The 24,401-nt window shown below is 65.5% G+C and carries 30 protein-coding genes, 1 tRNA gene and 1 pseudogene; 15 read left to right on the top strand and 17 right to left on the bottom strand.

Features of this window, described 5'->3' with window-relative positions:
* Positions 1-375: 375 nt before the first annotated feature.
* The 4 genes from VFA08_01350 to VFA08_01335 form a co-directional block, all read right to left on the bottom strand.
* A complete protein-coding gene (locus tag VFA08_01350) occupies positions 376-849 on the bottom strand; it encodes a hypothetical protein (GenBank protein HYZ12241.1) in 474 nt (157 codons plus the stop codon).
* A gap of 370 nt (positions 850-1,219) precedes the next feature.
* Positions 1,220-2,296 (bottom strand): AAA family ATPase, encoded by a 1,077-nt coding sequence (locus VFA08_01345; protein HYZ12240.1) that lies wholly within the window; start codon positions 2,294-2,296, stop codon positions 1,220-1,222.
* Entirely contained in the window at positions 2,293-2,688 is a 396-nt protein-coding gene (locus VFA08_01340; protein HYZ12239.1) for a hypothetical protein, read from the bottom strand. Before VFA08_01340 ends, VFA08_01345 begins: the two co-directional genes overlap by 4 nt.
* Before the next feature lie 154 nt (positions 2,689-2,842).
* Positions 2,843-3,097 carry a helix-turn-helix domain-containing protein gene (locus VFA08_01335; protein ID HYZ12238.1) on the bottom strand — a complete coding sequence of 85 codons (255 nt, stop codon included), beginning with the start codon at positions 3,095-3,097 and terminating at the stop codon, positions 2,843-2,845.
* 26 nt (positions 3,098-3,123) lie between these two features.
* Between VFA08_01335 and VFA08_01330 the strand changes: the two genes are divergently transcribed.
* A complete protein-coding gene (locus VFA08_01330) occupies positions 3,124-3,285 on the top strand; it encodes a hypothetical protein (GenBank protein ID HYZ12237.1) in 162 nt (53 codons plus the stop codon).
* Between the two features lie 326 nt (positions 3,286-3,611).
* Here VFA08_01330 and VFA08_01325 read toward each other — a convergent pair whose 3' ends face one another.
* Genes VFA08_01325 through VFA08_01315 form a run of 3 tightly spaced genes read right to left on the bottom strand, consistent with a single transcriptional unit; the run spans position 3,612 to position 5,112 of the window.
* Entirely contained in the window at positions 3,612-3,995 is a 384-nt protein-coding gene (locus VFA08_01325) for a hypothetical protein (GenBank protein ID HYZ12236.1), read from the bottom strand.
* 3 nt (positions 3,996-3,998) lie between these two features.
* The gene (locus tag VFA08_01320; GenBank protein HYZ12235.1) at positions 3,999-4,877 is read right to left on the bottom strand and encodes a hypothetical protein; all 879 of its coding nucleotides are present in this window, start codon (positions 4,875-4,877) and stop codon (positions 3,999-4,001) included.
* A complete protein-coding gene (locus tag VFA08_01315) occupies positions 4,870-5,112 on the bottom strand; it encodes a helix-turn-helix domain-containing protein (GenBank protein HYZ12234.1) in 243 nt (80 codons plus the stop codon). The genes VFA08_01320 and VFA08_01315 overlap by 8 nt, the downstream gene beginning before the upstream one ends.
* A 133-nt stretch (positions 5,113-5,245) precedes the next feature.
* Here VFA08_01315 and VFA08_01310 point away from each other — a divergent pair, with 133 nt between their 5' ends.
* The 6 genes and pseudogenes from VFA08_01310 (at position 5,246) to VFA08_01285 (ending at position 10,292) form a co-directional block, all read left to right on the top strand.
* Positions 5,246-5,860 (top strand): hypothetical protein, encoded by a 615-nt coding sequence (locus VFA08_01310; protein ID HYZ12233.1) that lies wholly within the window; start codon positions 5,246-5,248, stop codon positions 5,858-5,860.
* The gene (locus VFA08_01305; GenBank protein ID HYZ12232.1) at positions 5,844-7,130 is read left to right on the top strand and encodes a site-specific integrase; all 1,287 of its coding nucleotides are present in this window, start codon (positions 5,844-5,846) and stop codon (positions 7,128-7,130) included. Before VFA08_01310 ends, VFA08_01305 begins: the two co-directional genes overlap by 17 nt.
* Positions 7,131-7,220: 90 nt before the next feature.
* Positions 7,221-7,379: pseudogene (locus VFA08_01300) on the top strand (DUF4236 domain-containing protein).
* An 84-nt stretch (positions 7,380-7,463) separates the two neighbouring features.
* A complete protein-coding gene (locus VFA08_01295; GenBank protein ID HYZ12231.1) occupies positions 7,464-8,279 on the top strand; it encodes a CDC27 family protein in 816 nt (271 codons plus the stop codon).
* 260 nt (positions 8,280-8,539) lie between these two features.
* Complete coding sequence (locus VFA08_01290; GenBank protein ID HYZ12230.1) at positions 8,540-9,748, top strand: Fic family protein; 1,209 nt, start codon at positions 8,540-8,542, stop codon at positions 9,746-9,748.
* Between the two features lie 58 nt (positions 9,749-9,806).
* Positions 9,807-10,292 (top strand): hypothetical protein, encoded by a 486-nt coding sequence (locus tag VFA08_01285; GenBank protein ID HYZ12229.1) that lies wholly within the window; start codon positions 9,807-9,809, stop codon positions 10,290-10,292.
* A gap of 327 nt (positions 10,293-10,619) precedes the next feature.
* Here VFA08_01285 and VFA08_01280 read toward each other — a convergent pair whose 3' ends face one another.
* From VFA08_01280 to VFA08_01265, 4 genes are all read right to left on the bottom strand, one after another.
* Complete coding sequence (locus VFA08_01280; protein ID HYZ12228.1) at positions 10,620-11,030, bottom strand: hypothetical protein; 411 nt, start codon at positions 11,028-11,030, stop codon at positions 10,620-10,622.
* A 498-nt stretch (positions 11,031-11,528) separates the two neighbouring features.
* Positions 11,529-12,833 carry a benzoate/H(+) symporter BenE family transporter gene (locus VFA08_01275; GenBank protein HYZ12227.1) on the bottom strand — a complete coding sequence of 435 codons (1,305 nt, stop codon included), beginning with the start codon at positions 12,831-12,833 and terminating at the stop codon, positions 11,529-11,531.
* Between the two features lie 334 nt (positions 12,834-13,167).
* The gene (locus tag VFA08_01270; protein HYZ12226.1) at positions 13,168-13,839 is read right to left on the bottom strand and encodes a hypothetical protein; all 672 of its coding nucleotides are present in this window, start codon (positions 13,837-13,839) and stop codon (positions 13,168-13,170) included.
* Positions 13,840-14,060: 221 nt separating this feature from the next.
* Complete coding sequence (locus VFA08_01265) at positions 14,061-14,441, bottom strand: ACT domain-containing protein (protein ID HYZ12225.1); 381 nt, start codon at positions 14,439-14,441, stop codon at positions 14,061-14,063.
* A gap of 223 nt (positions 14,442-14,664) precedes the next feature.
* Here VFA08_01265 and VFA08_01260 point away from each other — a divergent pair, with 223 nt between their 5' ends.
* From VFA08_01260 to VFA08_01240, 5 genes are all read left to right on the top strand, one after another.
* Positions 14,665-15,246, top strand: a complete 582-nt coding sequence (locus VFA08_01260; protein ID HYZ12224.1) for a dihydrofolate reductase family protein — start codon at positions 14,665-14,667, stop codon at positions 15,244-15,246.
* Positions 15,247-15,378: 132 nt separating this feature from the next.
* On the top strand, positions 15,379-15,993 hold the full coding sequence (locus tag VFA08_01255; protein ID HYZ12223.1) for a dihydrofolate reductase family protein: 615 nt from the start codon (positions 15,379-15,381) through the stop codon (positions 15,991-15,993).
* 102 nt (positions 15,994-16,095) lie between these two features.
* A complete protein-coding gene (locus VFA08_01250; protein ID HYZ12222.1) occupies positions 16,096-16,791 on the top strand; it encodes a helix-turn-helix domain-containing protein in 696 nt (231 codons plus the stop codon).
* Positions 16,788-17,444 (top strand): arsenate reductase ArsC, encoded by a 657-nt coding sequence (locus tag VFA08_01245; protein ID HYZ12221.1) that lies wholly within the window; start codon positions 16,788-16,790, stop codon positions 17,442-17,444. The genes VFA08_01250 and VFA08_01245 overlap by 4 nt, the downstream gene beginning before the upstream one ends.
* A 12-nt stretch (positions 17,445-17,456) precedes the next feature.
* Positions 17,457-17,678, top strand: a complete 222-nt coding sequence (locus VFA08_01240) for a DUF2007 domain-containing protein (protein ID HYZ12220.1) — start codon at positions 17,457-17,459, stop codon at positions 17,676-17,678.
* Positions 17,679-17,706: 28 nt separating this feature from the next.
* Here the strand turns inward: VFA08_01240 and VFA08_01235 are convergent, their stop codons facing one another.
* Positions 17,707-18,912, bottom strand: a complete 1,206-nt coding sequence (locus VFA08_01235; GenBank protein HYZ12219.1) for an amidohydrolase family protein — start codon at positions 18,910-18,912, stop codon at positions 17,707-17,709.
* A gap of 126 nt (positions 18,913-19,038) precedes the next feature.
* Between VFA08_01235 and VFA08_01230 the strand changes: the two genes are divergently transcribed.
* Complete coding sequence (locus tag VFA08_01230) at positions 19,039-20,484, top strand: RNB domain-containing ribonuclease (GenBank protein HYZ12218.1); 1,446 nt, start codon at positions 19,039-19,041, stop codon at positions 20,482-20,484.
* A gap of 13 nt (positions 20,485-20,497) precedes the next feature.
* On the opposite strand, the gene VFA08_01225 is transcribed toward VFA08_01230, so the two are convergent.
* Complete coding sequence (locus VFA08_01225) at positions 20,498-21,415, bottom strand: hypothetical protein (protein HYZ12217.1); 918 nt, start codon at positions 21,413-21,415, stop codon at positions 20,498-20,500.
* Between the two features lie 192 nt (positions 21,416-21,607).
* The gene (locus tag VFA08_01220) at positions 21,608-22,120 is read right to left on the bottom strand and encodes a GNAT family N-acetyltransferase (protein ID HYZ12216.1); all 513 of its coding nucleotides are present in this window, start codon (positions 22,118-22,120) and stop codon (positions 21,608-21,610) included.
* On the opposite strand from VFA08_01220, the gene VFA08_01215 reads away from it, so the two are divergent.
* Entirely contained in the window at positions 22,010-22,321 is a 312-nt protein-coding gene (locus VFA08_01215) for a hypothetical protein (GenBank protein ID HYZ12215.1), read from the top strand. The two genes, VFA08_01220 and VFA08_01215, sit on opposite strands and share 111 nt — an antisense overlap.
* A 49-nt stretch (positions 22,322-22,370) precedes the next feature.
* Here the strand turns inward: VFA08_01215 and VFA08_01210 are convergent, their stop codons facing one another.
* The 3 genes from VFA08_01210 to VFA08_01200 form a co-directional block, all read right to left on the bottom strand.
* Positions 22,371-22,643 (bottom strand): hypothetical protein, encoded by a 273-nt coding sequence (locus VFA08_01210; protein HYZ12214.1) that lies wholly within the window; start codon positions 22,641-22,643, stop codon positions 22,371-22,373.
* Positions 22,616-23,068 (bottom strand): phage holin family protein, encoded by a 453-nt coding sequence (locus tag VFA08_01205; protein HYZ12213.1) that lies wholly within the window; start codon positions 23,066-23,068, stop codon positions 22,616-22,618. The genes VFA08_01210 and VFA08_01205 overlap by 28 nt, the downstream gene beginning before the upstream one ends.
* A 127-nt stretch (positions 23,069-23,195) precedes the next feature.
* Positions 23,196-23,930, bottom strand: coding sequence for a Type 1 glutamine amidotransferase-like domain-containing protein (locus tag VFA08_01200; protein HYZ12212.1), 735 nt, complete (start codon positions 23,928-23,930; stop codon positions 23,196-23,198).
* Positions 23,931-24,153: 223 nt separating this feature from the next.
* Between VFA08_01200 and VFA08_01195 the strand changes: the two genes are divergently transcribed.
* Positions 24,154-24,228 (top strand) — tRNA-Val (locus VFA08_01195).
* Positions 24,229-24,401: the final 173 nt, after the last annotated feature.

The following is a 24,401-nucleotide window of genomic DNA, read 5'->3' as shown; positions in this document are numbered from 1 at the left end:
AGCGGCTGTGGGACCTGCGACAACGTCTGGGTCGGCGTTGGACATGGCCGAGGAGCAAGCTAACTACAGGGGTTGAAGAGGCCAGGGGAACATCCCCCGGGTCAAAGACCTGCCGCAGGCGTGCGCGCGCGCGCGGTTGCAGCTCTCGATCGCGGCGCTGGCGGGGCCCACCAGCGAGCGCGACGGCGCAGTCGCGGCCTCCTACGTCGTGCCGCGGCGTTCGAGCTCGGCTCGGCGGCTCCGATGGGGCGGAGGAATGCCGCCCGCGCTTCCTCGACGGGGAAGAGGCCACTGGAACGGCGCTGGCCAGCGGTACCGCGAACAGTCGTTGGGCACGTGTATGGCACAGCTCGGCGGGATCAGCCTGCCTCGTTCTCATGGCGTTGACGCGGCGTCGATGGCCGCCTCCCAACGCTTGGCGTGGCGCTCGGTTGCCTCATGCCACTCCCTCAAGTTGAACGCCACGAAGCTGAACGCCGGAGACCTTTCCGAGGCCTCGCTCTCTCGGAGCTCCTCCTCGGCGTCGTGAACCCCGAGGTACTCGATCAGCCGGCGGCGAACGTCAGCAGCCGTGACCGGGGCGTCCTTGGCCACGCCCCACGAACACAGCGTCGCCTGAGGGTCGAGCGTGGCTTGCAACGCATGAATCAGCCCGGTGAGGACCTCAGGCGAGGCGAACGCCTTCCCCCGGACCTGGAAGATCCAGTCGAGGACCTCCGCCGGCGTCGTGCACCGCTCGAGGTCGATCTCGTAGCGGCAGGATGCGCGATCAGGTCCGGCGGTGAGATCGAGCACCAAGCCGTCGAGGTCCACGACCCACGGCCCGAAGGTGGCGTGTCCGATCCTCACGGCAACCGCTCCGACGCTCGCGACGTCGATCCTCGGCCAGCGGGCGGATCAGCGGCCAGATCGGGAGGGCTGGCTCCGGGTGAGGGCAGTTCGGCACGGTTTCCTCCGGGGAAGAGAGTGGGTCGGCCTCCAGGGGCACTCTTCCCGGGGTTGCGTCCGGGTGTCTTCAGTGGTGCGACAGCGGACGTCGGCCGGGTGTCGCTCACCTGGGGCGGGAGGTGCGACATTGCCCGTGTCGCACCCTGTCGGGGCGTAGGACTCGGGTGGGGGGTGCGACAAGCGCCCCCACCTATAGGGGTCGCACCCAAATGTCGCACCTCATGTCGCTGCGACATTTCGCGTGTCGCACCATGTCGCACCATGTCGCACATCACGTCAGCCACCACCGCCCCGGGCGGCCGCGGTCGCCCTTCTCGCCGTCAATCCGGCCAGCTTCGGCCAGGTCGTTCAGGACCCGCTGGATCGTGCGGACGGTGAGCGGCTTGCCCCTTCCGTCGCTCGCCAGGGCGTCCCCGATCTCACGGACGCTCAGGCCGTCGATGCCAGCCGCCTCGAGCACGGCGAAGATCCGGGCCTCCGAGGACACGACGTCCTCACTCTCGCTGGTCACCTCTACCTCGTAGAACAGCCGGGCGGTGAGGCTCCGGGGGTCGTCGCTCCGGACGCGCCGGCGCATCCGAAAGACGGTGTCGGGGATCTCGCTGCCACGGAAGTCCCATCGGAGCAGGACGACGCTTGAGCCGTCGGGGTCCTGGCCGCGACGCTCGACCGCAGCCGAAGCGAGCACGCGGCCCCACGCGCCAGGGCCAACACCGGTGAACCGCTCCGGTCCACTGCCGGTGCCCGTCTTGTTCCAGTGTGTGGTGACGACCAGGGCCGCCTTTGCCTCCTGGGTAAGGCGCTGAACGCCACCGAGGACGTCTCCCATCTCGTAGAGGTCCGAGCCCTTGGCTCCAGCGGCGGCGAGGTACAGGGGGTCGATCACGACGAGCTTGGGAGAGTGATCCTCGAGCTCCGCCCTCACCTCTGCGAGCTGGTCGCGATCGCGCAGCCGAGGAACGGAGAAGCACGCTCGCACGGACCCGATGAGATCGACGATCGGGAGCGCTCGGCTGGCGCTGATCGCCTCCAGACGCCTCAGGAAGTACCGTTCTCCGCCCTCACCGAGGAAGAGCGTCACGGGTCCCGGGCTGGGGCATGTGAACCGTCCGAACCACGGCGTTCCGGTCGCGACCGAGACGCCGAGGTCGAGCGCAGCCCATGTCTTGCCGGCTTTGTCCTCGGCACCCAATACGCCGTACGCGTCAGCGGGCCACAATCCCTCGACGAGAAAGCGCGGAGCGCCAGACCGGTCGACACGGTCGATGACTTCTTCGAGGCCGAGGATCTCAAGAGCGCTGCTCTTCAACTTCTCCAGGTGCGCCGTCACGGCAACGGGATCTCTCACGACTCGACTGCCTGTTCGCGCGCCTCTCGCAGTTCGGTGTAGTCCCGACGGAGGCGACTCCACCGCTCGAGCTCTTCGTCCGTCGGCAATGGATGGAGACACTCGCGACAGGCGACGAGACCTTGCGCTCGCAGCCGACGCACGCGCTGCTCGTAGCTCGGATGAGGAAGCTCGGGCTCGGCGTCGTCCATCCCGAGGAACGCCTTCGACTCCTCCCAGATCGCTCGCTCCGCCCAAGTGCGGATCGTGACGTCTTCCTCTTCGCGCGCCATATCGGCGATGTCGAGGAGCGCCAGGCATCGATCCTTGAACGACGCGTCCGCACGAACGGCTATGCGTGCGGCCTCGCGGTAACGACGGACGCGGGCGAGAACGTCGACGTCGGTGCTCACGATTCCTTCCCGCTCTGTTGCTGATCTCCCGCGGTTCTGCGGTGCCGTGCGTCCTCAGCTCGTAGCAATCGCTCCGCTCGCCGTGCGTCACGACGTTCGCGACGTTCGGCTTCACGGAGGAGCTTGAGTCCGCGACTGTTGCGTGATCGCGCCATCACGCTGTCCGGTTCGAGAGCGGGACTACGTCGGCGTGATCCGCTCGTCCGCGCCGTTCGTCGATGAACCGCTCGAGGTCGCGTTCATCGACGCGGCGGAGCTTGCTTGTCACCTCGATGGAGGGGATGGCGCCGCTCTTGAGCAGTCTCCAGGCGGTCGTCTTGCTGACGCTCAGACGGGTGGCGACCTCACCGAGGTTGAGCAGCCGCGTCAACGCGACGCCCCCACAGCTCGGAGCTCGCCACGCATCCATCGTTGAGCGTCTCTACGTTCGCTTGGTTGCAAGATCGCTGGCAGGCTGCCGCGATCGGCGGGCACGATGACCACCCGCGGATCCTGCTTCGCGAAGTCCTCTGCCAACAGCTCGTCAAGCAGGTAGACGACGCCGCGGTCGAGGAGGACGATGAAGTGTCTGCCGAAGACGTCGGCGCGGAGCGGTGAAGAACAGGCCACTCGACGAGAAGCGCGGACCGCAAGCTCGCCGGGTCTAATGTCGTACGTAGCGATCACCGATCGTCAGCGCTCCCGCTCGGTTCATCCGGTGCAGCGAGCGCGCCGGCGACGGTGTTGCCGCTCGGTGTTGCCTCGCTCGGTCCCAAGTCGCGAGCGTGTCGAATCGGCGGACGGAACTGGTTCGTATCGTTCAAAACCTCGCGCGGCGGGAACGGATCCGGCTGTCCGCCGACGCAGACGGGACAGTCAGAGCCATCCCTCAGTCGTCCCATTCCGCGGCACGTTCTGCATGCGAGTCCCACGACTCCTCCCTCTTACGGCAACACGACGAGCTCGAAGTCGAAGGCGGTCGACGCCGCCGGCGCGACCTTCGTGCCGATGTTGATGACGTTCCCCGAGATGGACGCGACGTAGAACCCGGGCGCCTGCGTCCCCGCGTCGAGGAACACCTTGCGCGGGGCGAATCCACACGTGATCTGGATATTGTTCGCGGCGATCGCTGGAGTGCCGGTCCCGCTTGTCACGCGCATCCGGAACCGGCCGGAACCTCCCCGCATCGACGTCAACGCGGGGCTCGTGCCGAACGAAGCAAACGCGACGGTCGGAACCTCGCCTCTGTCGAGAGAGGAGACCTGCACCTCTTCGTCGTTCTCGATCGTCCGCGAACGAACGGTGGCGCCTTTGACGGTGTTGCCCATGCGCTAGCCCTCCTCTCGGGGCGGTGTGAAACGGATCGCATTGCCCTTCAAAAGCGCGTCTTGAAGGTCGGGAAATCGTCGACCGAACTCGAGCCACCGGCCTCCGGGCCAGGCTCGAACATCGTCGGGTGAGAGCGTGACAACGCCGAGCCTGTCGGGCTGTCCGTACGGGAACTTGGCTCGTTCCTCTTCGTCGCGGCGCTGTGCCTCTTCGCGCTCCGCGGCTTGCTCCGGCGTGACGCGCTCCACAAATCGTCCACCGATGAACACGTCGACGTTGCCGAACTGATCGGGACGTTCGACTCGATGGACGCCACCCATGAGCTCGGCCGCCGGAAGCGCCTGTTGAATGAGCGTCGTCATCGCGGCGAGGCGACGGACGGCGGCTAGATACTCCGGGTCCGCGCTGAATCGAGAGGACCCGTCCGACAACGTTGGGTGAGCTCCCAGCGAGCCGGACGCCGTGACGCTCATGATCGCGGCTTCGTACTTCGTTCGCTCTTCCGCATCCTGGAAGACGACAGTGCCATCGCGAGCGCCTTGCTCGAGCTGCATGGCCTCTTCAACTAGCCGCCCGACGGCGACGTCGTCGAACACCTCGTCGATCGCAGCGGCTTCGCGCTCAATCGCCTCGTCGTCGAAGCTGACGGCCTCGGATCGTTGACGGTCTTCCTCAGTCCACTCGCCGAGGCGGTCAGTGTGGTCAGCGTCAAACCGGCGTTGCTCGGCCGGCGACGCGGCTTCGTATTCTTCCCGCGTCGCGTTCGGGCCGAGGGTCGTTCCCGTGTCCATGTCCTGCTGCCCGCCGTCGGAGAGGTCGTCGTTCTGATCGTTCTCCGGGTCGTCGTCGGTGACGGCTCGTGTTGCAGTGGCGTCAGACATACAGGCCCTCCTGATCTCGAAGCTGCTCAAGCAGACGGAGGAATCGAATCGCGGGCGTTCCGTGAGGACGCTTTTCGCCTTGCTCCCATCGCCACACGGACACAGGAGAGACGCCGCAGAGGTCGGCGACCTCAGCAAGTGACAGGTGGCCGACCTTCTCGCGTAGTCGCTTGGCTTCGCCGCTCACCGCTAGCTCGCGGACCTTTGCCAACTCGAGCAATCGCTTGGTGGTCATGCTGAGAGCGAGGGTAAAGATGGGGGGGGAGCACGTGCCACCCCCTACCCCTGGCTAGTTCTGGCAAGTGAGGGGTAGGCACCTATAGGGATACCTCTTGCCTAACCGTTCCCCCTTCGGTACTCTCGTCGCCGTGGATGCCGACGCCGAGGCGCTGAGCGTGAAACACACGGAGAGAGACTGGGCGCTTCTGTTCCAGTTCGACTGGATAGAGGACCGGCTCGAGCCTGTCGGTCTCACGATTTCGCCCGTGGCGGGCCGGAAGCGCCGGCCGTTGACGACGACAGCTGTCCGTCGACTGAATGTCGCCTCGCTGATTGGCCGCGCGCGAGGTGCTCTCCTGCGCGCAGGCGTCGGGATGGCGGAGATAGACGACGAGGCCGCCCGGGAGGAACTCGAGCGGCGGCTCACGAAGTCGGGCCTGACACGGCTGGGCGCCGATCACTGGATCCGAGTCGCCGCGGTGTACGCAGAGGCGCGACGCAAAGGCGAGGCGCCGACGCGGGCAGTCGAGCGGGCGTTCGGTGTCTCCTACGGCCGAGCCGCGAAGTACGTCTCGCGAGCGCGCGAGCTCGGACTACTGACGAGAGCTGGCAAGGGCAAGGCGTCAGGAACGGTGCACCTCGCCGCGGCCGGGCCGACTCCGAGGAAGCACGCCCGACTCTCGGCTGACGCCACGGTGACCAAGGCGAAGAAACCATCGAGCAGCCGATCACGGAAAGGAGACAGTCGTGGCACGCAGAGGTGATCCGCGTATCAGCCGGATGGTCGAGGCCCGTTGGCGAGACGCCGCTGGCCAAGAGCATCGGCGTGCATGTCCGACGGCGACGGAGGCCATGACGCTGCTTCGTCGCGAGGTCGAGCGCGGTGGCGTTCAGATCGGCGAGCCGGTCGAGATAGATCGTTGGTTTGCGCGGTGGCGCGACGCAGCGGGTCGATCACACAAGAAGTCGCACCAGACGCTCGGCGCCGCCCGTGATCACTTGCACGACGAGGACAGTCGCCGCCGGCGGAACGAGTCGACGCCAACGGCACGCGACGGCCGTCGAGCGTTCGCCGACGTCGCTGAGATCGTCAAGACGACGAGCGCCGGCCGCCGAACCTCGACGCGGGCACGCGACGAGTCGGTGATGAACAGCCTCGTGCTTCCCACGTTCGCAGACGTTCCGATCCGCGATATCTCAGAGACCGCGGTCGAACGCTGGCTCGCGTCTCTCGTCGATCGAGGCTGCGCGAGGTCAACCATTCAAAAGGCGTTCCAGCTCCTCGGCCGCGTGATGCGCTACGCCGCTAGGAAGCGGTGGATCCCACGATCACCACTCGAGGACGTCGAGCTCGGCGAGATCCTGCCGAACGGCGAGCACACGGAGCAGCGGTTCCTCGACGCCGAGCAGATCACTCGACTCGCGGATGCGATCGATCCGCGGTATCGCACGCTCGTTCTCACTGCCGCATATACGGGCGCAAGATTCGGTGAGTTGGCGGCGTTACGAGTCGAACGCATCGACTTCCTGCGCCGACAGATCCGCATCGAGGAGACGCTCAACGAGGTTCGCGGCGAGATCGTGGTCTCGCCGTGCAAGACGCGGCGTTCCCGTCGGACGATTTCGGTGCCGTCGTTCCTGGTAGAGCTGCTCGCCGCGGAAGTCCAAGGCAAGCCAGCCGATGGATACGTGTTCACCGCGCCCGGTAGTGGACCACTTCGCCGTAACACGTTCAGGCAGCGCTTCTGGATGCCAGCTGTGCGAGCGTCCGTGGGGGAGCCGCTTCGGTTTCACGACATGCGGCATTCGCACGCCGCGATGCTCATCGCGCGAAGGGAGCATCCGAAGACGATCGCCGATCGCCTCGGCCACGCGTCGATCCGCGTGTCAATGGATGTCTATGGACACCTGCTTGAGGGTCTCGACCAGGGAGCCGCCGATGGCCTCGACGCGCTGTACCGGCAGACGGGGGCCGCACCGAAGTCCTTCGATGTCGTCGAGATCGGAGAGGCGAGATCACGGCCGTCGACATAACTTCCGGTCCTGTGGGGTGGTCGGAGCCGCCGGTTTGACTGGTCTCCCCGAACGCCGTACAAGGGCGCGAGCTACGGAAAGGGATCTCCTATGGGGTTCCGCCTGTACAAGTCAGTGAGGCTCGGTAAGGGCGTACGTCTCAATCTCTCGAAGACAGGGGTCGGGGTCTCGGCCGGCGTCCCCGGTCTCCGCTACTCGGTCCATTCGTCGGGTCGAACCACCAAGACCGCCGGGATTCCTGGCACGGGCCTCTACTACCGGAAGGACTCACGGGCGGGCACCTCGTCACGTGCTCGCTCCAGCTCATCTCGCACGGTCGCGCCTCCCGTTCAAATGTTCCCGAAGGCTGGCCTCCTCGCACCAAAAGAGGAGAAGCTGTTCGTTCAGGGCGTCACGGCGTACATGCAAGGGCGCCACGAAGAGGCCGTCCGGTTACTCCAGGACGTCCGAGCTCGAGACGCGAGCGAGCGGCACGTCGGCGAGGAGTATTTCGCGGCCATGTCGCTCATCGCGCTCGAGCGGTACAAAGACGCGATCGATCCGCTTGAGGACGTCGTCGCGTCGTCCGTGGGGCTTCCCGATCCGCTCATGGTCAAGTACGGCGTCACGGGGATGACTCGGATACAAGTCACATCGAGCGTTGTGGCGGAGCTCCCCATCAGTCCGGTCGGCGCGGCCCTGATGCTCGCGGAGCTCTACCAGGAGACCGGAGACACGAGAAATGCGATCGAACTCCTTGAGTCGCTTGGGTCCGTCGCCCCCGATCCGATCTTCGCCTTGTCCCTCGCCGAGCTGTACACCGGCGAGTCGGCCTGGAACGAGGTTGTTCGCGTCAGCGAGGGCTTCTCCAACCAGGACGACGCCACGTGTGAGCTCGTGGCGCTGCGCGCAAACGCTTTGTACGAGCTCAGACTGCTGGACTCCGCGATCGCCGCCGCCAAGGAGGCGCTCAGGAGCACGAAACGACCGCCCGAACTTCTCCGAGCCGCCCGGTACGTCCGCGCGCTGGCGTACGAAGCGAGTCGGAAGAAGGCGATGGCGAAGAAGGATCTCGAGCGGATCTACGCCGAGGACTCACGCTTCATGGATGTTGCCGAGCGGTTGGGGGTTGCGCAGCCGGCAGAGATGGAGCTTCCTCCTCCGCCTTAACAAGCCGCGCCGGTCAGCTTCGGCCACCCATCCGACGAGTTAGGGGCGGCGTCGTGCGCCGCCCCTCCAGGAGTTCCTTCGAACCGAGCACGGGGGAACTGACCCGCATCCGGTCGTAGGACACACAGGCTCTATGCTGGGGACACGGAATGCGGCAGAATCCGACTCAAGAGCGACCCAAGCGAGGCCGATATCGAGCATAATGCCTGGTCAGCATAGCTATGACCAGGACAGGTGCCGGGACAGGAGAAGGTGATTCAGTGCCCAGAGCGTATGAGACGTCACATCCGTGGTTGAAGTTCAAGGTCGACATCCGGTCGGCCGGGGGTCGGCTATGGATGCTGCTCGGGGAGGCGACTAGCAAAGTCGAGCACATCCGCGGCGTGCCGCTGCGACCGGCAGTCGCCGAGGAGCTCCATCGTGTCTACCTCGCGAAGGGTGCATGGGCGACCACCTCGATCGAAGGCAACACTCTTACGGAGGAGCAGGTCCGAGCGATCGTCGAGACGGGGGACCTCGACCTTCCACGGTCCCAGGAGTACCTCGAGGTGGAGGTCCAGAACATGATCGGGGCGTTCAACTCGATCGCCGACGATCTCAAAGTCAACGGGCCAAGCGATCCAACTCTCGAGACGATCAGCGAGTGGAACCGGGTGGTTCTTAAGGGCCTTGAGCTCCCGCCAGAGGTCGTTCCGGGTGAGCTTCGGATGCACTCGGTCATCGCCGGACCGTACCGAGGCGCGCCCGCGGAGGACCTCGACTACCTCATGCGCCGGATGCTCGACTGGCTCCGGGATGAGTTCGCTCCCCCCGAAGATCAGCCGGACGTCCACCTTACGTATGTGATCCTCAAGGCGATCTGCGCCCACCTCTACTTCGAGTTGATCCACCCCTTCGGGGACGGCAACGGCAGGACCGGCCGCCTCCTCGAGTTCCAGATTCTCCTCTCCAACGGAGTGCCATTCCCGGCGGCGCATCTGCTCTCGAATCACTACAACCTCACACGCTCGCGGTACTACCAACGGCTCGCGGGCGTCAGTCGCAATGGCGGCGACCTCGTCGAGTTCATCGAGTACGCGACGGAGGGGTTCGTCGACGGACTGCGCGCCCAGATCGCTCGCATCCAAGAGGCGCAGCTCGATGTGGCGTGGGAAAACTACATCTACGAAGTTGTCGACTCGTTGCCTAGCGAGCTCGGTCATCGACTCGCGAAGGTTGTTCTCGCGATGTCGAGGTATCAGGAGGGGACAGCCTTCCGGTTGTCCGAGTTGCCCGATCTCTCGCCCGAGCTTGGGGAGACGTACGCGCGCATGACAGAGAAGACCGTTCGGCGCGACGCGCGACGACTCATCGAGTTGGATTTGCTGGAGCGCACGCAAGAAGGCGGACTCGTCGTCGCGAAGCATCGAATGCGCGCGTTCCTCCCCGACTCGATCGTGATCGATCCACAGATCATTCGCCAAGAGTAGCCCGGGCCCCGAACCCTGCATCGCCTATGTCGGTGTGGGCCCTGTCTAAGCTGACCAGATGATTGCCGCCTTTCTAGGCTGGACGTACAAGAACCTGCTCGACAAAGCTCGACGAGATCTACAGCGACTTCAGGAAGCGAAAACCGCGACGTCAGATGACGCCATCAACTTCGTCTGCACGGCCGCCCCGCTGCGGGAATGGCTCGAGAAGGATGACCGACCAGCGGCCGGGGCAGCCGCCGGTGAGATGAAGACAGAATGCCGCGGTGACCCTGCTCACCCGGTGCAACTCGTGTGGGACGTGTGCAATGGCCTGAAGCACGTCGAACGGCGTCGAACATCGGTCCAGACTGAGACTATTGATACAGGCGCACAGCGCGGCGGTGCCGGATTGAGAGGTAATCCTCCCTTCACGCTCCGAGGCGGGCCGGTTGACGTGTTCATGATCGAGGTGAACGGTCGGTGGGAGAGGCTCTCCGATGTCGGAGCGCGCGCATTAGCGGCTTGGGAGAGAGTTCTTACGAAGCACGGACTTCCAGTTTGAGCGAAGCGAGCTACAGGTTGGGTTCGCCATGCGGCGCTGGTTCGCGGTGAGCCCAGTGACCGGGAGCGTTCCCCAAGCCCGTGACCCAGTGAACCGTGCGCCCGCAGTCGGAGCAATGAAGTACGAGCCGGCCTAGTTCGCGGTCGAGGCCAGCTTTTACGTTCAGTAGTTCGAGGCGGAGCATCTTCGCTTGGAGGGTGACGGGGTGTGACCCATCGAGGCCGGTAGCGATCGCCTCGTCGACGAGTGCGTCCGCCTTCGCGGCCTGCTCTGCAACGATTCGGACCGCTCGCTCAAGGATGTGGCGTTCCCGCTCGGGCATCCTCTCTAGGGCGGTTCCCGATCGGCGCCGTTCTCGGCGGTGGGTAGACTCTCGCGCAGCGCCCGAAGCATTTGGACACGTTGTAGCTTGTCCCTGAACTGCTCCTCGAGATCAGCGATCTTGTCGCGCTGCTCGGTTATCTCCTCGCGGACCTTCTTCAATTCGACGGCCAACGGCTCGTCCGCATCAAAGAGTCCGCGCGACCGGGTGTCCCTGCTGAGAGCCTGCTGGTAGCCCTCATGGATGGCGAGCGTCCTCTGTGCTTCGAGGTACGGCTCGAGTTGCGCGTAGGTTTCTGCTAGACGCATGTTGACCGCTTCACGCGCGCTCCAGGATGGAGATTCCTCGAGGAGTGCTGCCCGGATCTCCTTCTCGTAGAGCTCCCAGATGGCGGCCTCATCCTTGGGTTCCTTCACCATCCGCCTCCCTTCAAGCCTGGTGAGGCGAACGATACGCCCACCCGTTGGCGCCTCAGCCGTTGGGCACGCGTTGGGCACATCACATCCGTTTCACCCGTTTCCGACGTTCCAACGGGTTCACCTGTCACGTCCTCTGACCAGCGCATTCGATGGATCCGCAGGTCAGCGGCATGGCGGTCGTCATGCCTGCCGTTCCTTGACGCGGAAGAGGCCAGAGGTTCGAATCCTCTAGCGCCCACGAGCAAAGCCGCAGGTCAACCCACCTTTTCGCCGGTGGCTGACCTCTTCCTGAACGCAGAAGGACGTGTATATCAAGGGATCGATCGACCTCTTGTGCGACTCCGTGCACGCGGGCATGAGCATTTTGCGCGACCGTCTCGCTGAAAGGATCTGAGCCATTCAGGGGTCCAACGCAGCGACACATTCGTCACCTCCAATCGATGGATGCGAAGAACTCCGATCATCTTCCTGGAGGGACTGATGTGAACGGACGCCTCATAGCTTGGTGACCTGGCAGTCGAGGCTCCCATCAATTCTCGGCGTCGCGGCCCGATCCACCGGTCCCTTGGAGTCCGCCTCGACCTGCAGCCGCCTACAGCCGTCCCGTTCGACCAGTAGGGATATGCTGGCGCCGAGGACGAGGGACCAGAAGAACGGTCCCAATCCGGCGAGCGTCAGGTTCGAGAGCGCGATCGCGAACGCGAGGATCGGGCCCAGGACCAACGGACCGCGCGTGATCTCTCTCAGCGCGCTCACGAGGGCTCCGATCAGGGCCAACCCGGCCATCGTGAGTAGCAATGTCGACGGCACCAGCACCGCGAGGTCAGCGGCCGTGCCGGCAAAGAACGCGATCAACAGGCCCGCAACAACCGGTAGGTAGACGGCCCGGTAGCGGATCGCCGGCAGACCGGCCCCTGGTCCGGCCGTTAGCAGCACTGGCGGGAGCGCCAGCGAGACCGCTATGGGACCGAAGAGCGAGCCGACGATCGTTCCGGCCCCGCTCACGATGTCGATCGCACGCTCTGGGGGAGTGAAGCCCTGCGTCCGCATGTAGATAAGTGAGGGGATGTTCGACTGCACCGTTAGCAGCGCGACGAGCACCGGCGTTGCGGTAACGATGGCGCTGAGCGAAAACGACGGGGGTGCGAGCTCGAGGCTCGGCAGCGTGAACGAGCTCGGGAAGGCGCCGAGTTGGCCGGTAACCGCCGCCACCACGAGCCCGGCGAGGAATGCCGGCAGAATCGGTGGGACACGCGTGCCGAGCACGCGTTGGCTCAGGAGGTACGCGAACAGCGCGCTGCCCACCATGAGCGGCACCTCGTACGGGAGGCGGTTGCCATCGTGCGAGGTGCTCAGGAAAGTGAACACGTTCACGACGAAGGGCATCACCGCGCCGGCGATCAGGCCGTACACGATGGGTGCGGGGATCCAGGCCGCGATCCGACGGGTGAGCCCGAACACTGCCGCCACCAACACGATCGCGCCCGCCAGCATTGAGGCGCCGGCCAGATCGGCGAAGCTGAGAGTGTCCCCGAGGGACACGAAGAAGATGATCGCGAAGATGTTCCCGGTGATGAGCAGGGGCTGTTGCAAACGGACCGTCAGGGCGAGCGCGATGAGCGTGGGGAGCCCGTAGAGCACCGCAATCCAGCCGCTCGTCTGGGCGTCCGTCAGGTCGAGTCCCTCAGGACCCGCCGCCGTCAGGACGATCCCCAGCACCGCGAAGAAGACGATGAAGACGGGGATCGAAGCGATCAACGCCGGCAGCGATCGCCGCAGCTCCCCCAATCTCTCCGCCATGACCCTCCCCGGCAACGCGTACGGGAGTCGGAAGACAACGAAAGGCCGCGTACTCGCGGCGGCCGCTGCCTCGTTGCCTCGCGATTATTGCCAGGGAGACCGGCCGCGGCATTCACGTTGACCAAAATTGACGGAACGGCCGGACGAGGCGTCGGTCGATGGAATCCAGGGAACTCGGCGCGCCGGCCACGTCTCTGGTGGCCCTGGTGGTTTGAGCGTTACAAGGACGGCAGCGGTCTCGACACGATGCCCACCAAGGCGAGAGAGGGTGCGGAGGCTCGCAGCGAGGGTCTCCACCACCCCGACCACGTCTTCCGGGCGTGAAACGAGGAGTCTAGGCGCAGCCCTCGATGTAACGAACCTGCTCATCGAATCCCGAACGAAAGGACGTCACGCTGCGTCGGTTGGTCTCAAAGATGATCAAGAGGCCATCCTCGGGTCGGGGATCGAAAATGAGGTAGCTGCCGCGATCACCCAGGTAAGGATGGAGCTCGTGTTCGAGCTCATCGCCGTAGGCGTCTTCGACTTCCGAGATTGGATTCCCCACTCCAATCTCGGTATCTGTTTGGATCGCCGACTCGGTCCCTATGTCGATCCGCACCAGCTCTCGTCGGCTGAACATCAGGAAAAGGTCGTTGGGGCCGCCGACCAACTGCCCGTATCGACACTGAGGGGAAAAGTCCGATGAGACATCGACTTCCATCCCCGTCGCACGCTCGACATCGTCGACGTGCATTCCGATCGTCATCGATCCGAGCCCGTCGAGACGAAGCTCATCTGCCTCGGTCACCGGAGTGGGGACGGTGGCGGTCGGGGACGCGCTCGGATCGCCGGTACCGCTTGAAGTGGGAGTGGATGAGTCTTCGGCAGGTAGAGATCCAGAGACCTCTGTCTGCTCGATCGGCCCGGAAGGAGAATCGTCCTGAGTGTCCGACAAGTAAATCGCCCCCCCGACGACCACGCCGCCGAGCACGAACCCGATCATGAAGGCGACGAACTTGTTCACTCCGCTCTCCCTGCAAGTGGATGATAAATCCGAGGCCGGTCCTTCGGGACAATGCCGAGTTCTCCCCGGGGCCGAGGGCGGGACGAGGCGGCGCTCACTGGAATCGAAAAGAACCCAACAGGTTCTCGGGATCCGAGCCCCATTCCTCGGATGCCCGTTCCTCCAGCGATTGCGACCCCACTAACCGACCGTACGGCGGCCGGCAGTGAAGCCAGACCCAATCAGGCGAGCGCTTGGGCCGCTTTCATGTTATCGCTCGTGATCAACACGGCGCGGTTCTTGGTCGCGAGGTACAGCAGCTGGATGTTCACGCCGGCATTGGCGACGATACGGGCCGACTCGCCCATCGCGCCGGGCCGGTCGACGGCATCCGGTGGTGTCTCCCAGATGAGCGGCTCGGCCTCGCCCTCGACCTTTATGCCGGCGCTTTCCAGCGCCGTTCGCGCAGCCGTAGCGTCCTCGATGAGGACGTGCCCGATCGCACGCCCCTCGCTGGTGACAACGCACAACCCCTCGATGTTGATACCGGCCTTACCGAGCGCCTCGCCCAGGTCGGCGAGGGTCCCGGGTCGGTCCTCGAGGGAGACGGTTAGGTCCTTCATTGCACTCCCCCCTCCGATTGGATGAACTCTCTCTACTCTCGGCGGACGTCCTCGGTCAAGTTCGACGGTTGAAGTGTCGCGGTCGGGCGTTGCTACTTGCGGTAGACACTTCGAGGCGGTCAGGCGTTCATGACCGTCGTGGACGACAGATCGGACGCAGATGATTCTCTGGAGGGTTGGGCGTCATACTTCTGGCGCCGCGTGAGATACCTCGGAGGTGAGGGTGCGCAAGCTAATCGTCAGCAACCTGATCTCGCTGGACGGCTACGCGTCCGGTCCCGACGGCGACGTGATGGCGCTGCCGTTCGACACGTCCTTCAGTGACTACAACCTCGAGCTCATGCGGGCTGCCGACACCCTGGTCTCCGGCGCCACGACGTACCGCGAATTCGTGAGCTATTGGCCTAAGGTGGTCGACAACCCCGCCCAGCCCGAGGTCGAGCGGGCCATCTCGAGCCGGCATCGTGAGCTGGAGCACCTGGTGATCTCCGACAGCATGACTGCGGAGGAGACCGGCCCGTGGCGTGAGAACACCAGGATCCTGCGCCGGGATGAGGCACGGGACGCCATCGCCGAGGCCAAGGGAGGCAAGGGAGGCACACTGCTGGTCTTCGGCAGCCTGACGACGTGGAACGGCCTGCTGGCCTCCGCCTTGGTCGATGAGCTGCACATGATGGTCGGCGCTGGTGTCCTGGTCGAGGGCGTTCCCGCCTTCTCGGTCCGGCCGCCAGGCCCGATGCGGCTGACCAGCGCGGGCCAGCTCGGCGACTCCAACATCGCGGTGCTCGTGTACTCGCTGAGCTGACTTCAACCGTCGGTCGTGGCCGACCAGCTTTCCGCTGGATCTGGGTGACGTGTTGTGGACGACCGTCGGACGGCCAGCTAATGCGAACCGGGTGGTTGGATGGACGCTCACGAACTGGGAAGGAGGAAACCGATGCGATTGACGAGCACGACGATCGTCACCGTCGACGGAGTGATGCAAGGACTCGGCGCGCCGGATGAGGACCGCCGCGGTGGGTTCGAGCGCGGGGGATGGGTCGCGCCGCTGTTCGACGACGAGACCATGACGCGTCTCAACGAGATCTACGAGCGCGCGGATGCGTTCCTGTTCGGCCGGCGGACTTACGAGATCTTCGCCGGCTCCTGGGGAACGTGGGACGATCCGGGCGACAGCCCCGTCTGGGCTGCGTTGAACACGCAGCCCAAGTACGTCGCATCGACCACGATCACCGACCCGCAATGGGCGAACACGACCGTTCTCTCCGGTGACCTTGCGGCGGCCATCGGCCAGCTGAAAGCCAAGCAGGGAGGGGAGCTGCAGGTGCACGGCAGTGGCGCCCTGGTTCGATGGCTACTCGATAATCAGCTTGTCGACGAGATCAACCTATTCGTCTGCCCCGTGGTTGTCGGCCAGGGCACGCGGCTGTTCCCAGAAACCGGCCCGGATATCGCGCTCGAACTTTTGGATTCGCGGGCCACTCCGAACGGGGTAACGATCCAGGTTTACCGGCCCACCGGGCGCCCGCGATATGCAACCGCCACGACGTGAAGCACGTCACAGAGAAGTCTGATTCGAAGGCGTCGGAGGACCGCACATCTCTCTTGACATTCACCAAGAACCTCAGCAAACATTGAGGCAATCGTGGTCGAGATGTCTCTGGTCGAGCGAGCAGCGATCCATGGAGTGCTTGCCGACCCACATCGCCTAGAGATCGTCGACGAACTGGCGATGTCCGATCGGTCCCCCTCCGAGCTGGGCATCTCGCTCGGGATCGGTTCGAACCTGCTCGCTCACCATCTGCGAGTCCTGGAAGAGGCGGGGATCGTCGAACGGCTCGCTTCGGCGGGAGATGCCCGTCGGCGGTACGTCCGCCTGGTTCCCGATGCGGTCTCCGTGATCGCGGAGCCAGTGGCGACGTTGGTAGCGCGGCACGTCTTGTTCGTTTGCACGGCGAACTCCGCTCGATCTCAGCTCGCCGCCGCGGTGTGGAACGCGCGGCACGACGTGCGCGCATCGAGTGCCGGGACCAGGCCGGCCGAGCGGGTCCGTCGCGAGGCGATCGAGGCCGCGGCCCGAGCCGGCCTGAACCTCCGAGGGTCGCGAACCAGGTCGATCGACGAGGTGACCGACGACCCCGATCTGGTCGTGACGGTGTGCGACATCGCACACGAACAGGTTCGGTCGCTTTCCGCAGACGCCAAGCTCCTGCACTGGTCCATCCCCGACCCCGCCCGCAGTCGATCGCCTTCCGCGTTCGACCGCGCGCTGGGCCGGATCACCGCGCGCGTCGAGATCCTCGCCCCGCACGTCCGTTCCCCCCGTCGACCGAGGAGGTGTCGTCGATGAGCCTCACCGATCCACTCACAGCGGCTCCGCTCGAGATGCGGCCGTTGATCAAAGGCGTGGCCGATCGGCTCCTCACCGACTTCTCGGGGATCTTCGCCTCCGAGACGATCCAGCGGTACATGGCCGAGTCCTGGGATCAGCTGTCCGGATCCAAGGTCGCGGCGTTCATCCCGCTGTTCCTCGAGCGCTTCACCCGACAGCGCTTGCGGGCGCTGGCTCGTATCGAGGGAACGCTCACCGACGCGAGGCCGATGGTCGTGTTCCTTTGCATTCAGAACGCCGGACGCTCTCAGATGGCGGCGGGGTGGATGCAGCACCTCGGCGGCGAGAACGTCGAAGTGTATTCGGGATGTTCGGATCCCGCGAGCGTGGTGAATCCTGCCGCCGTCAAAGCGATGGCCGAGGTAGGCATCGATATCTCGAGCGAGTTCCCGAAGCCGTGGACCGACGAGGTCGTCCGCGCCGCCGACGTGATCGTGACGATGGGGTGCGGCGACTCCTGTCCGATCTTCCCCGGCAAGCGCTATCTCGACTGGGAGGTTGGCGACCCCGCGGGGCTTCCCCTTGAGCAGGTCCGCCCGATCCGCGACGAGATCGGCGAGCGGGTCCGTGGACTCGTCGAAGAGCTCGCCGTTCAAGGCAGCGGTGCGTGACAGGATGAACCCATGGGGGATGACTACGTGCGAGTGTTGCTGACGCAGTCCTGGGTCGAAGGCGAGATCGCCAAGGGCCGCCTCGAGTCCGAGGGCATCCCGGTCGACCTCAAGGGCGAGGGCCGCGAAGGTCCATATCCCGTGGGAAAGGCGGAGGTGTTCGTTCCGTCGAGATTCGAGGCGCAGGCTCGTCGGATCCTCGAGCAGATCGAAAGCGGGTCGGACGAAGCGTAGGCGTAGAAAATCTTGCATCGCGTGAGGCTCAGCCGACCACGCGGACGCCCTCCTTGTAGACCGCACGGATGCGCTCCGGCAGCTTCTCGAACTCGAAGGGATCGCCGTCGACCGCCGTGATGTCCGCGAGCTTTCGGCGCTCGAGCGTCCCCAGCTCGTCCCCAACTCCCAGGAGGTCGGCGGCGCTGGAGGTCGCGGCAACGAGCGCCTGTTCGGGCGTGAACCCGTTCTCTGCCATGAGCTGAAGCTCGCGAAGGTTCGTCCCGTGCGGCGCAACCGGACAGTCGGTACCCATCGCCACCTTGACGCCGGCGTCCGCCGCGAGCCGGAAAGCATGGATCTCGGGACGCCCCAGTCCGCGGAGCTTCTCGCGAACGGGCTCGGGAACCTTCGGGTCCTCGGCGAGCGCCTCCGTTGTGTCACCCGACGTAAGGGTCGGCACGAGCCAGGTTCCTCGGTCGACCATCAGCTCCGCAGCCTCGGGATCGAGGAACGTTCCGTGCTCGATCGAGCGCACCCCCGCTCGTACCGCTCGCTTGATCCCCTCGGGCCCGTGCGCGTGCGACATCACCCATCGTCCGAGATCTGCGGCGGTCGTGACGATCGATTCGATCTCTCGCTCTGAGAAGTGCGGCAGCTTGGGGTCGTCGGACGGGGACAGGAACCCACCCGTCGACGAGATCTTGATGACGTCGGCGCCAGCCCGAACGACCTCTCTCACCTTGGTGGCCACGCCGTCGACGCCGTCGCAGATCGGGTCTGGCATGCCGGGATAGGTGACGCCCCACCACGACATCGCGCCGCTCTGCAGCGAGCCGTCGCTATGGCCTCCGGTCATGCTGAGCGCCGTCACCGAGATCTGCATCCGAGGGCCGAGGAGAACACCGTCCTCGACCGCCTGTTTGAGACCGCGGTCGGCACCGCCCGCGTCGCGCACGGTCGTGATACCGAGCGCCAGTGTCCGGCGGAGGTTCTCCGCGATCGTGAAGAACCGATAGGAGAAGGGCCGATTCATCACGGCGAGCTCGTCGCGATCTTCGTAACGATCCGCCAGATGGATATGGCAATCGAACAGACCGGGTAGAAGCGTCGCGCCAGAAACATCGACCGCTTCGTCGCCGTCGATAGCGGTACCGACCTCGACGATCCGTCCGTCCTCGAACGCGACATCTGCCTCCGAGGCCGGCGCTCCGGTGCCATCGAATACCCGACCACCGGACAAGACGACACGCATCGTCGGCTCCTCACTCGCGTTCCGCGCATACGCGGCGTCCACAACCTATCCCGCGCGGCTGGCTGTCGCTTACGTCCCCTTTGCGTCGTTGCTTTGCGTCGTCACTGAGCCCCCTATCCTCGCAAGGTGCCGAGGCGATCCGTTCGACTCACCGTTCCCGGGGACGACCTTCGAGCGGTGTTCGCCGACATCCGGGCCAAAATCGGGATCCCCGAGTCGTTTGCACCAGAAGTGCTCGACGAGGCGGCGGCCTCAGCCGCGGCTCCGAACCTTCCCGACACCGATCTCATGGACGTCCCGTTCGTAACCATCGACCCGCCGGGCTCGAGGGACCTCGATCAGGCGCTTCACTTGGAGTCCCTTCCTCGAGGCGCGTTCCGGCTCCGATACGCCATCGCCGACGTCGCGGCCTTCGTTCGGCCAGGCGGCGCCGTCGACGCCGAGGCGCATCGGCGCGCGGAGACCGCGTACAGCCCTGACCACCGAGCCCTGCTGTACCCGCCGGTGCTCTCCGAGTCCGCGGCGTCGCTCATGCCGTCGGGACCACGGCCCGCGATCGTGTGGCGAATCGACGTGAACGCGGACGGCCAAACCGACGACGTGGTCGTCTCGCGGGCGACCGTTCAGAGCAGGGCTAAGATCGCGTATGCAGAGGTCCAGTCGGCGCTCGACGCCGGCACGGCCGACCCCATGCTGGCGATCCTTCCTCGGATCGGCCACGTGCTCCAGGAGGCCGAACGCGACCGTGGCGGCTCGAGCTTGAACGTCCCGAGACAGGAGGTCGTGTCGAGCTCGAAGGGGTATGACCTCTCGTTCGAGGCGCCCTTACCGGTAGAGGGTTGGAACGCGCAATTGTCGCTGTTGACGGGCCGCGTGGCGGCCGAGCTGATGCTACGCGGCGGTGTCGGAATCCTCCGAACGATGCCGGCGCCCAAGTCGGGCGAGGTGAACCGGCTTCGCCGCGTCGCCGCCGGGCTCGGCATCGACTGGCCCGCCGAACGGCCGTACGCGAAGCTCCTGCAGGTACTCGACGCGAGTGGTTCCGAGGCGGATGCGGTATTCCTTCAGGAAGCCACCGTGCTGTTTCGGGGCGCCTCGTACGAGGCGTTCGACGGAACCGCGCCGGAAGAACGGACGCATGCCGCCGTCGCGGCACCCTACGCCCACGTCACCGCCCCGCTCCGGCGGCTCGTGGATCGTTACGCGCTCGAGGCGTGTCTCGCCGTCGCTTCCGGCGTGGCCGTGCCCGCATGGGTCAAGGACGCGCTGCCTCGGCTGCCCGACGAGATGCGCGAGGGCGTGGATCGAGGCAACCGCCTCGAGCGGTCGATCGTGGACGCCGTCGAGGCGTCGGTCCTCGCGCCGATGGTCGGCCGTGAGTTCGACGCGCTCGTCGTAGACCTTTGGAAGGGTAGTAAGGGAGAGGTCACGATCCGGAGCCCCGCCGTCGTCGGCCCCTGTGACGCGGCCACGCAGCTCGGAGCTCGCGTCCGAGTCCGCCTCGAAGAAGCCGACCTCGCGAAGCAGACGATCCGCTTCACCCAAGTAGGTGGGAGCAGCACCGAGCGCTAGAGCCGTCTGCCGGCTATGACGGCGTGTCGCGGCTCTCCTCTTCTTCCTCGCGTCCCGCGTGGTGCTCCTGTGGGCCTTTGTACTCGCGCATCGCCTTCAGCTCGGCGTCGTCGGGCAATGCCTCGGTCATAGGCTCGGCTGCTCCTGCCGCCGTGGTCAGTTCCTCGAGGTGTTCGTTGATCGATCGGGCGAAGCGATAGCCGCGGCGCTTGGGACCGGCCTCCGGCGGTTCTCGCCCTCCCTCGAGGAACGACAACTGACCGTTGGCGAACCGAACCGCCTCGAGCTCTTCTTCGCTGAGTCCCATTTCTTTGTCGCCTCCTGCCTTCAGCACGTCGCTGACCATCTCGAATAGGACTGGGTAGTTCAGGCCGCCGGGGTCCCAGTGCTCGTCGCCCGGCATCTCGATGTGGCCGTAGACGCCAGGTTCCCTCCGCCACAGTCCGGCTTTCCGGCGGTAGTAGTCGTCGGTCGCGGCCGGAAGCCGATCGACTCGCAAGGGCCAGCTCTGGTGGTCCGGTCTCTTCAGTGCCGTGTTGACCAGTCCCCGTCGGTGGAGGAACGCCATGAGCGCTACGAGCGCGTCGAGGATGTCCGGTCGGGGAAGCCAGACCTCGATCCTGCTGTCGGCCTGGATCTCGATCTGAACGGCGTGGTGATCCTGCTCATCGGTCGCCTCGCCTCGTGCCCACGTCGGTTTGTGCTGACCGATGATGAGCTCGCCTTGGTAGATGCCGACCTGCCACTCCGTCGGGTAACGAAGAACGGGGATGTAATGCTCGGCCACCTGCGTGGTGTGCTGCACGAGGTCCGGGCGGTCATCCTGCCGGCGGTAGAACGGTAGCTGCGGAAACCGGCGCACGGGGATCAGTCGCCCCTTCGGCCCACGGAGCCTGCCGTAGAGCCATCCGTCGATGAGTTCGTGCGTCATGCCTGTCTCATAGGTGTTCCCTCATCGGCGCCGGGTCAATACCCCAACGCGTCTATGAACGCGCGTGAGTCCATGCGAGGCCCTTCGCGGTGAAGGCGCCGCGCATGTTCTGCATCCCGGCGACCCGGGCACCCGTAGCGGCCGTTCTTGCGCGCGGGCCGAGCGACTGTTGGTGAAGTCTGGCGATCTCGACTACGCGAGCAGGTCGTAGCGCCAGTCGTTGCAGCGCATGAAGTTGCCCTTGGGGTACTCGAACTCGTGGTCGCCCATCAGCTCGAACCCGACCTTGCGACAGATCGCGTTCGACGGTGCGTTGTCGAGCGACGGATACGCGTGGACGTAACGGAGCGTGCGCTCGGCCCGCGCGATCTCGATCAGCTGGCGTGTCGCCTCACTTGCCACGCCTCGCCCCTGAAATCCGGGTAGCACCGACCAGCCGGTCTCCCACACCTTCTCGCCGAGCCACTCGCGCTCCCAGTAGCCGACCCACCCGGCGCTCTCGCCGTCGACGACGATCCTGTATTGGCGAGAACTCGGCAACTGGTACCTCGCCTGACGTTCGCCGATCTTCTCGGCGTCCTCGGGCCCACCGACGTGCTCGGTCATCTCTGGGACGCCGAGGAGCTGTTGAAGGAGCGGCTGGTCTCGTTCGCTCCAGGGTTCGAGCCGGATCGACGGCCCGACCCGATCACTCCGTTCCGACACGGTTTCGAGGGTACCGGCGTTGGGATCAGCGGAGCGTCGGGGGAGCGTTCGCGTGCGGCCGATTCGGGGTACGCCTCGAGCATGACGCCGTATCGGCCGTTCTGGACTCGGATCCCTATCGAGTTGCTGCTCATCGTCGTGGTTCTCACGCTCGTCGCCTGCCCGAACGGAGGTGGTGGCGGCAGCGGCGGCGGATACTAACGAGGTACGTGGCTCGGACTGCTGAACCGCACTCTTTTCGCGAACCGGGCTACAGTTCCTCGAAGTTCTGGATCCGCCGCTCGACCTTCGACAGGCGTTTGTCGAAGTCCTTGAGCTTTCTCTGCTCCTTCTTGCCCTTCCGTCGGCGAACGAGGAACCAGAAGGCCGTCCCGACCATGCCTCCGCCGACGATCCCGCCGACGATCCGCTTCCCCCACGCGACGGGCGCGGGGAGCATCGCCTCGAGCTGGCGAACCTCTCCGTCGAGGCGACGCCTCGTAGCCTCGATCTCCCTCACCGTCGAATCTGCTGTTTCGCCCACTCCACATCCTCCTTCAGCGTCTCCTTGGTGCGCTCGGCCGTCGCACGGGGGGTCTTCATCGATGCTCGGCCGACGATGACGGCCACGAGCGCGATCAGCAGGAACAGACCGGCGACGATCAGGTTGGCGAGCCAGTTCGGCAACACGATCGCGAGCGCGGCCGCGAGCGTCATCCCGAGGAATCCGATCACGAACAGCGAGAGCACCCCGGCGGCGACGAACGCGCCGACCCCTCGCGCCCGGGCCTTTGCCGCCTCGCTCATCTCCTGCTTGGCGAGCTCGATCTGCTGTCGAACGAGCAGCGACAGGTCGGCCGCGATCGCGCGCACGACCTCGGCGATGCCGAGGCGCTTCTCCGCTGTCGACGAGCCAGCCGTTCCCGCCGTGTCGCTCAGTTCACCGTTGCCCGTCGCGTCGAAGCTCACGTTGACCTCCTCTTCCTCTCATCGTTCTAGCGGCATGACTCGCCGCGTCGTCCAGTTGATACCCCATGATGAAGCGTCCGAGCGTTTGCGGCACGGTCGACCCCCAGGTGAGCCGCAGCGCGACCGGTCACGGGCGGATCGGGAGCGGCAGCGCGCCGGCGAGCTGGTCCCCACGGCGAACGCGCAGGTTCCGTCCGTCTGCGCGGACGAAGACCGAACCCTCTCCGTGGATCGACCACGTGTCGGCGAGGCGAACGAGCATGGTGCTCTCGTCGATCCCGACTGCGATGCCCTCGGCTGGGATGTGGGTCAGGAAGTACTCGCGCACGTCGTCGCGGAGCGCATCCCAGTGGGGAACGACCCAAACGCCCGGCAGCAGCCGAAGCCCCGCGACCCATTGGTACTCGTCGATTTCGTCGGTCACGCTCTCGGGTGCTGCCTCGCCCATGAGGCATGCGCCGGCGCTGCACCCGGCGAGCGCGGCCCCGCGCTCGAGCGCATCGAGCAGGGCGCGACCGAGCGGCGTTCCGGTCACCGAGCCCGCTAGGTAAGCGGGATTGCCACCCGAGAAAAACATCAGGCTCGCGCGTTCGAGCTGATCGAACACCTCTCGCTTGAACGCGTCGCCGCTCTCCTTCACCTCTATCACACGTGCGGGGACGCCGAGCTCACCGAAGTGCTCCAGTCCCTTGTGCGCCCAGTCGGCGTACGTCTCACCCTCGGGCGCCGATGCGAGCGGAAGGATCGCCACGCTCCCGTCCCCGTTGGCCTCGGAGAGAATCAGGCGTTCGGCGTCCCCAGCCCACGGCTCGAACTCGCCCGACCCCAGGAGTGCTATCGGGCCCCAGGTGGTTGCGCTCACGGGTCCTCGCGTACCCGGTTAGGCGCGGTCGGAAGCCTGGACCGTGGGCGTTCGAAACCACCGAAACTGCCCGTTGGCCAGCGCAGATTGGTCTTGCGCCGGAGGGCATCCGGGTGCCACACTTCTGCGCGAACGTCTGAGCCGCAAGGCTCGGCGATGGACGGCGGCGCGACGCGGGCACGCGCCGCCGTCTCCTTTTATGTGGTGCTACCCTTGCCGCCGCGGGCGCGTAGCTCAGTGGGAGAGCGCTTGCTTCACACGCAAGAGGTCGCAGGTTCAAAACCTGCCGCGCCCACCACGTAGTCGCAGGTCAGCGGAGTAATCCTGACCGATCGATCTTCAGGGAGACCACGAGCGCGCACATGCGCGCACATCAGGAGCGCCTTGCGGACTCTCTTGAGCCACGGCGAGCCAGACGACCGGCTCTTGAGTCGCGCCGAGTCGACTCCGATTATCACGGTGATGGAGAAT

This window comes from Actinomycetota bacterium (genome assembly GCA_035640355.1).
In the GTDB taxonomy this organism is placed as follows: Bacteria; Actinomycetota; UBA4738; order UBA4738; family HRBIN12; genus CALGFI01.
Note: the sequence above shows the minus strand (reverse complement) of the source record. Positions and strands in the feature narration are given on the sequence as shown.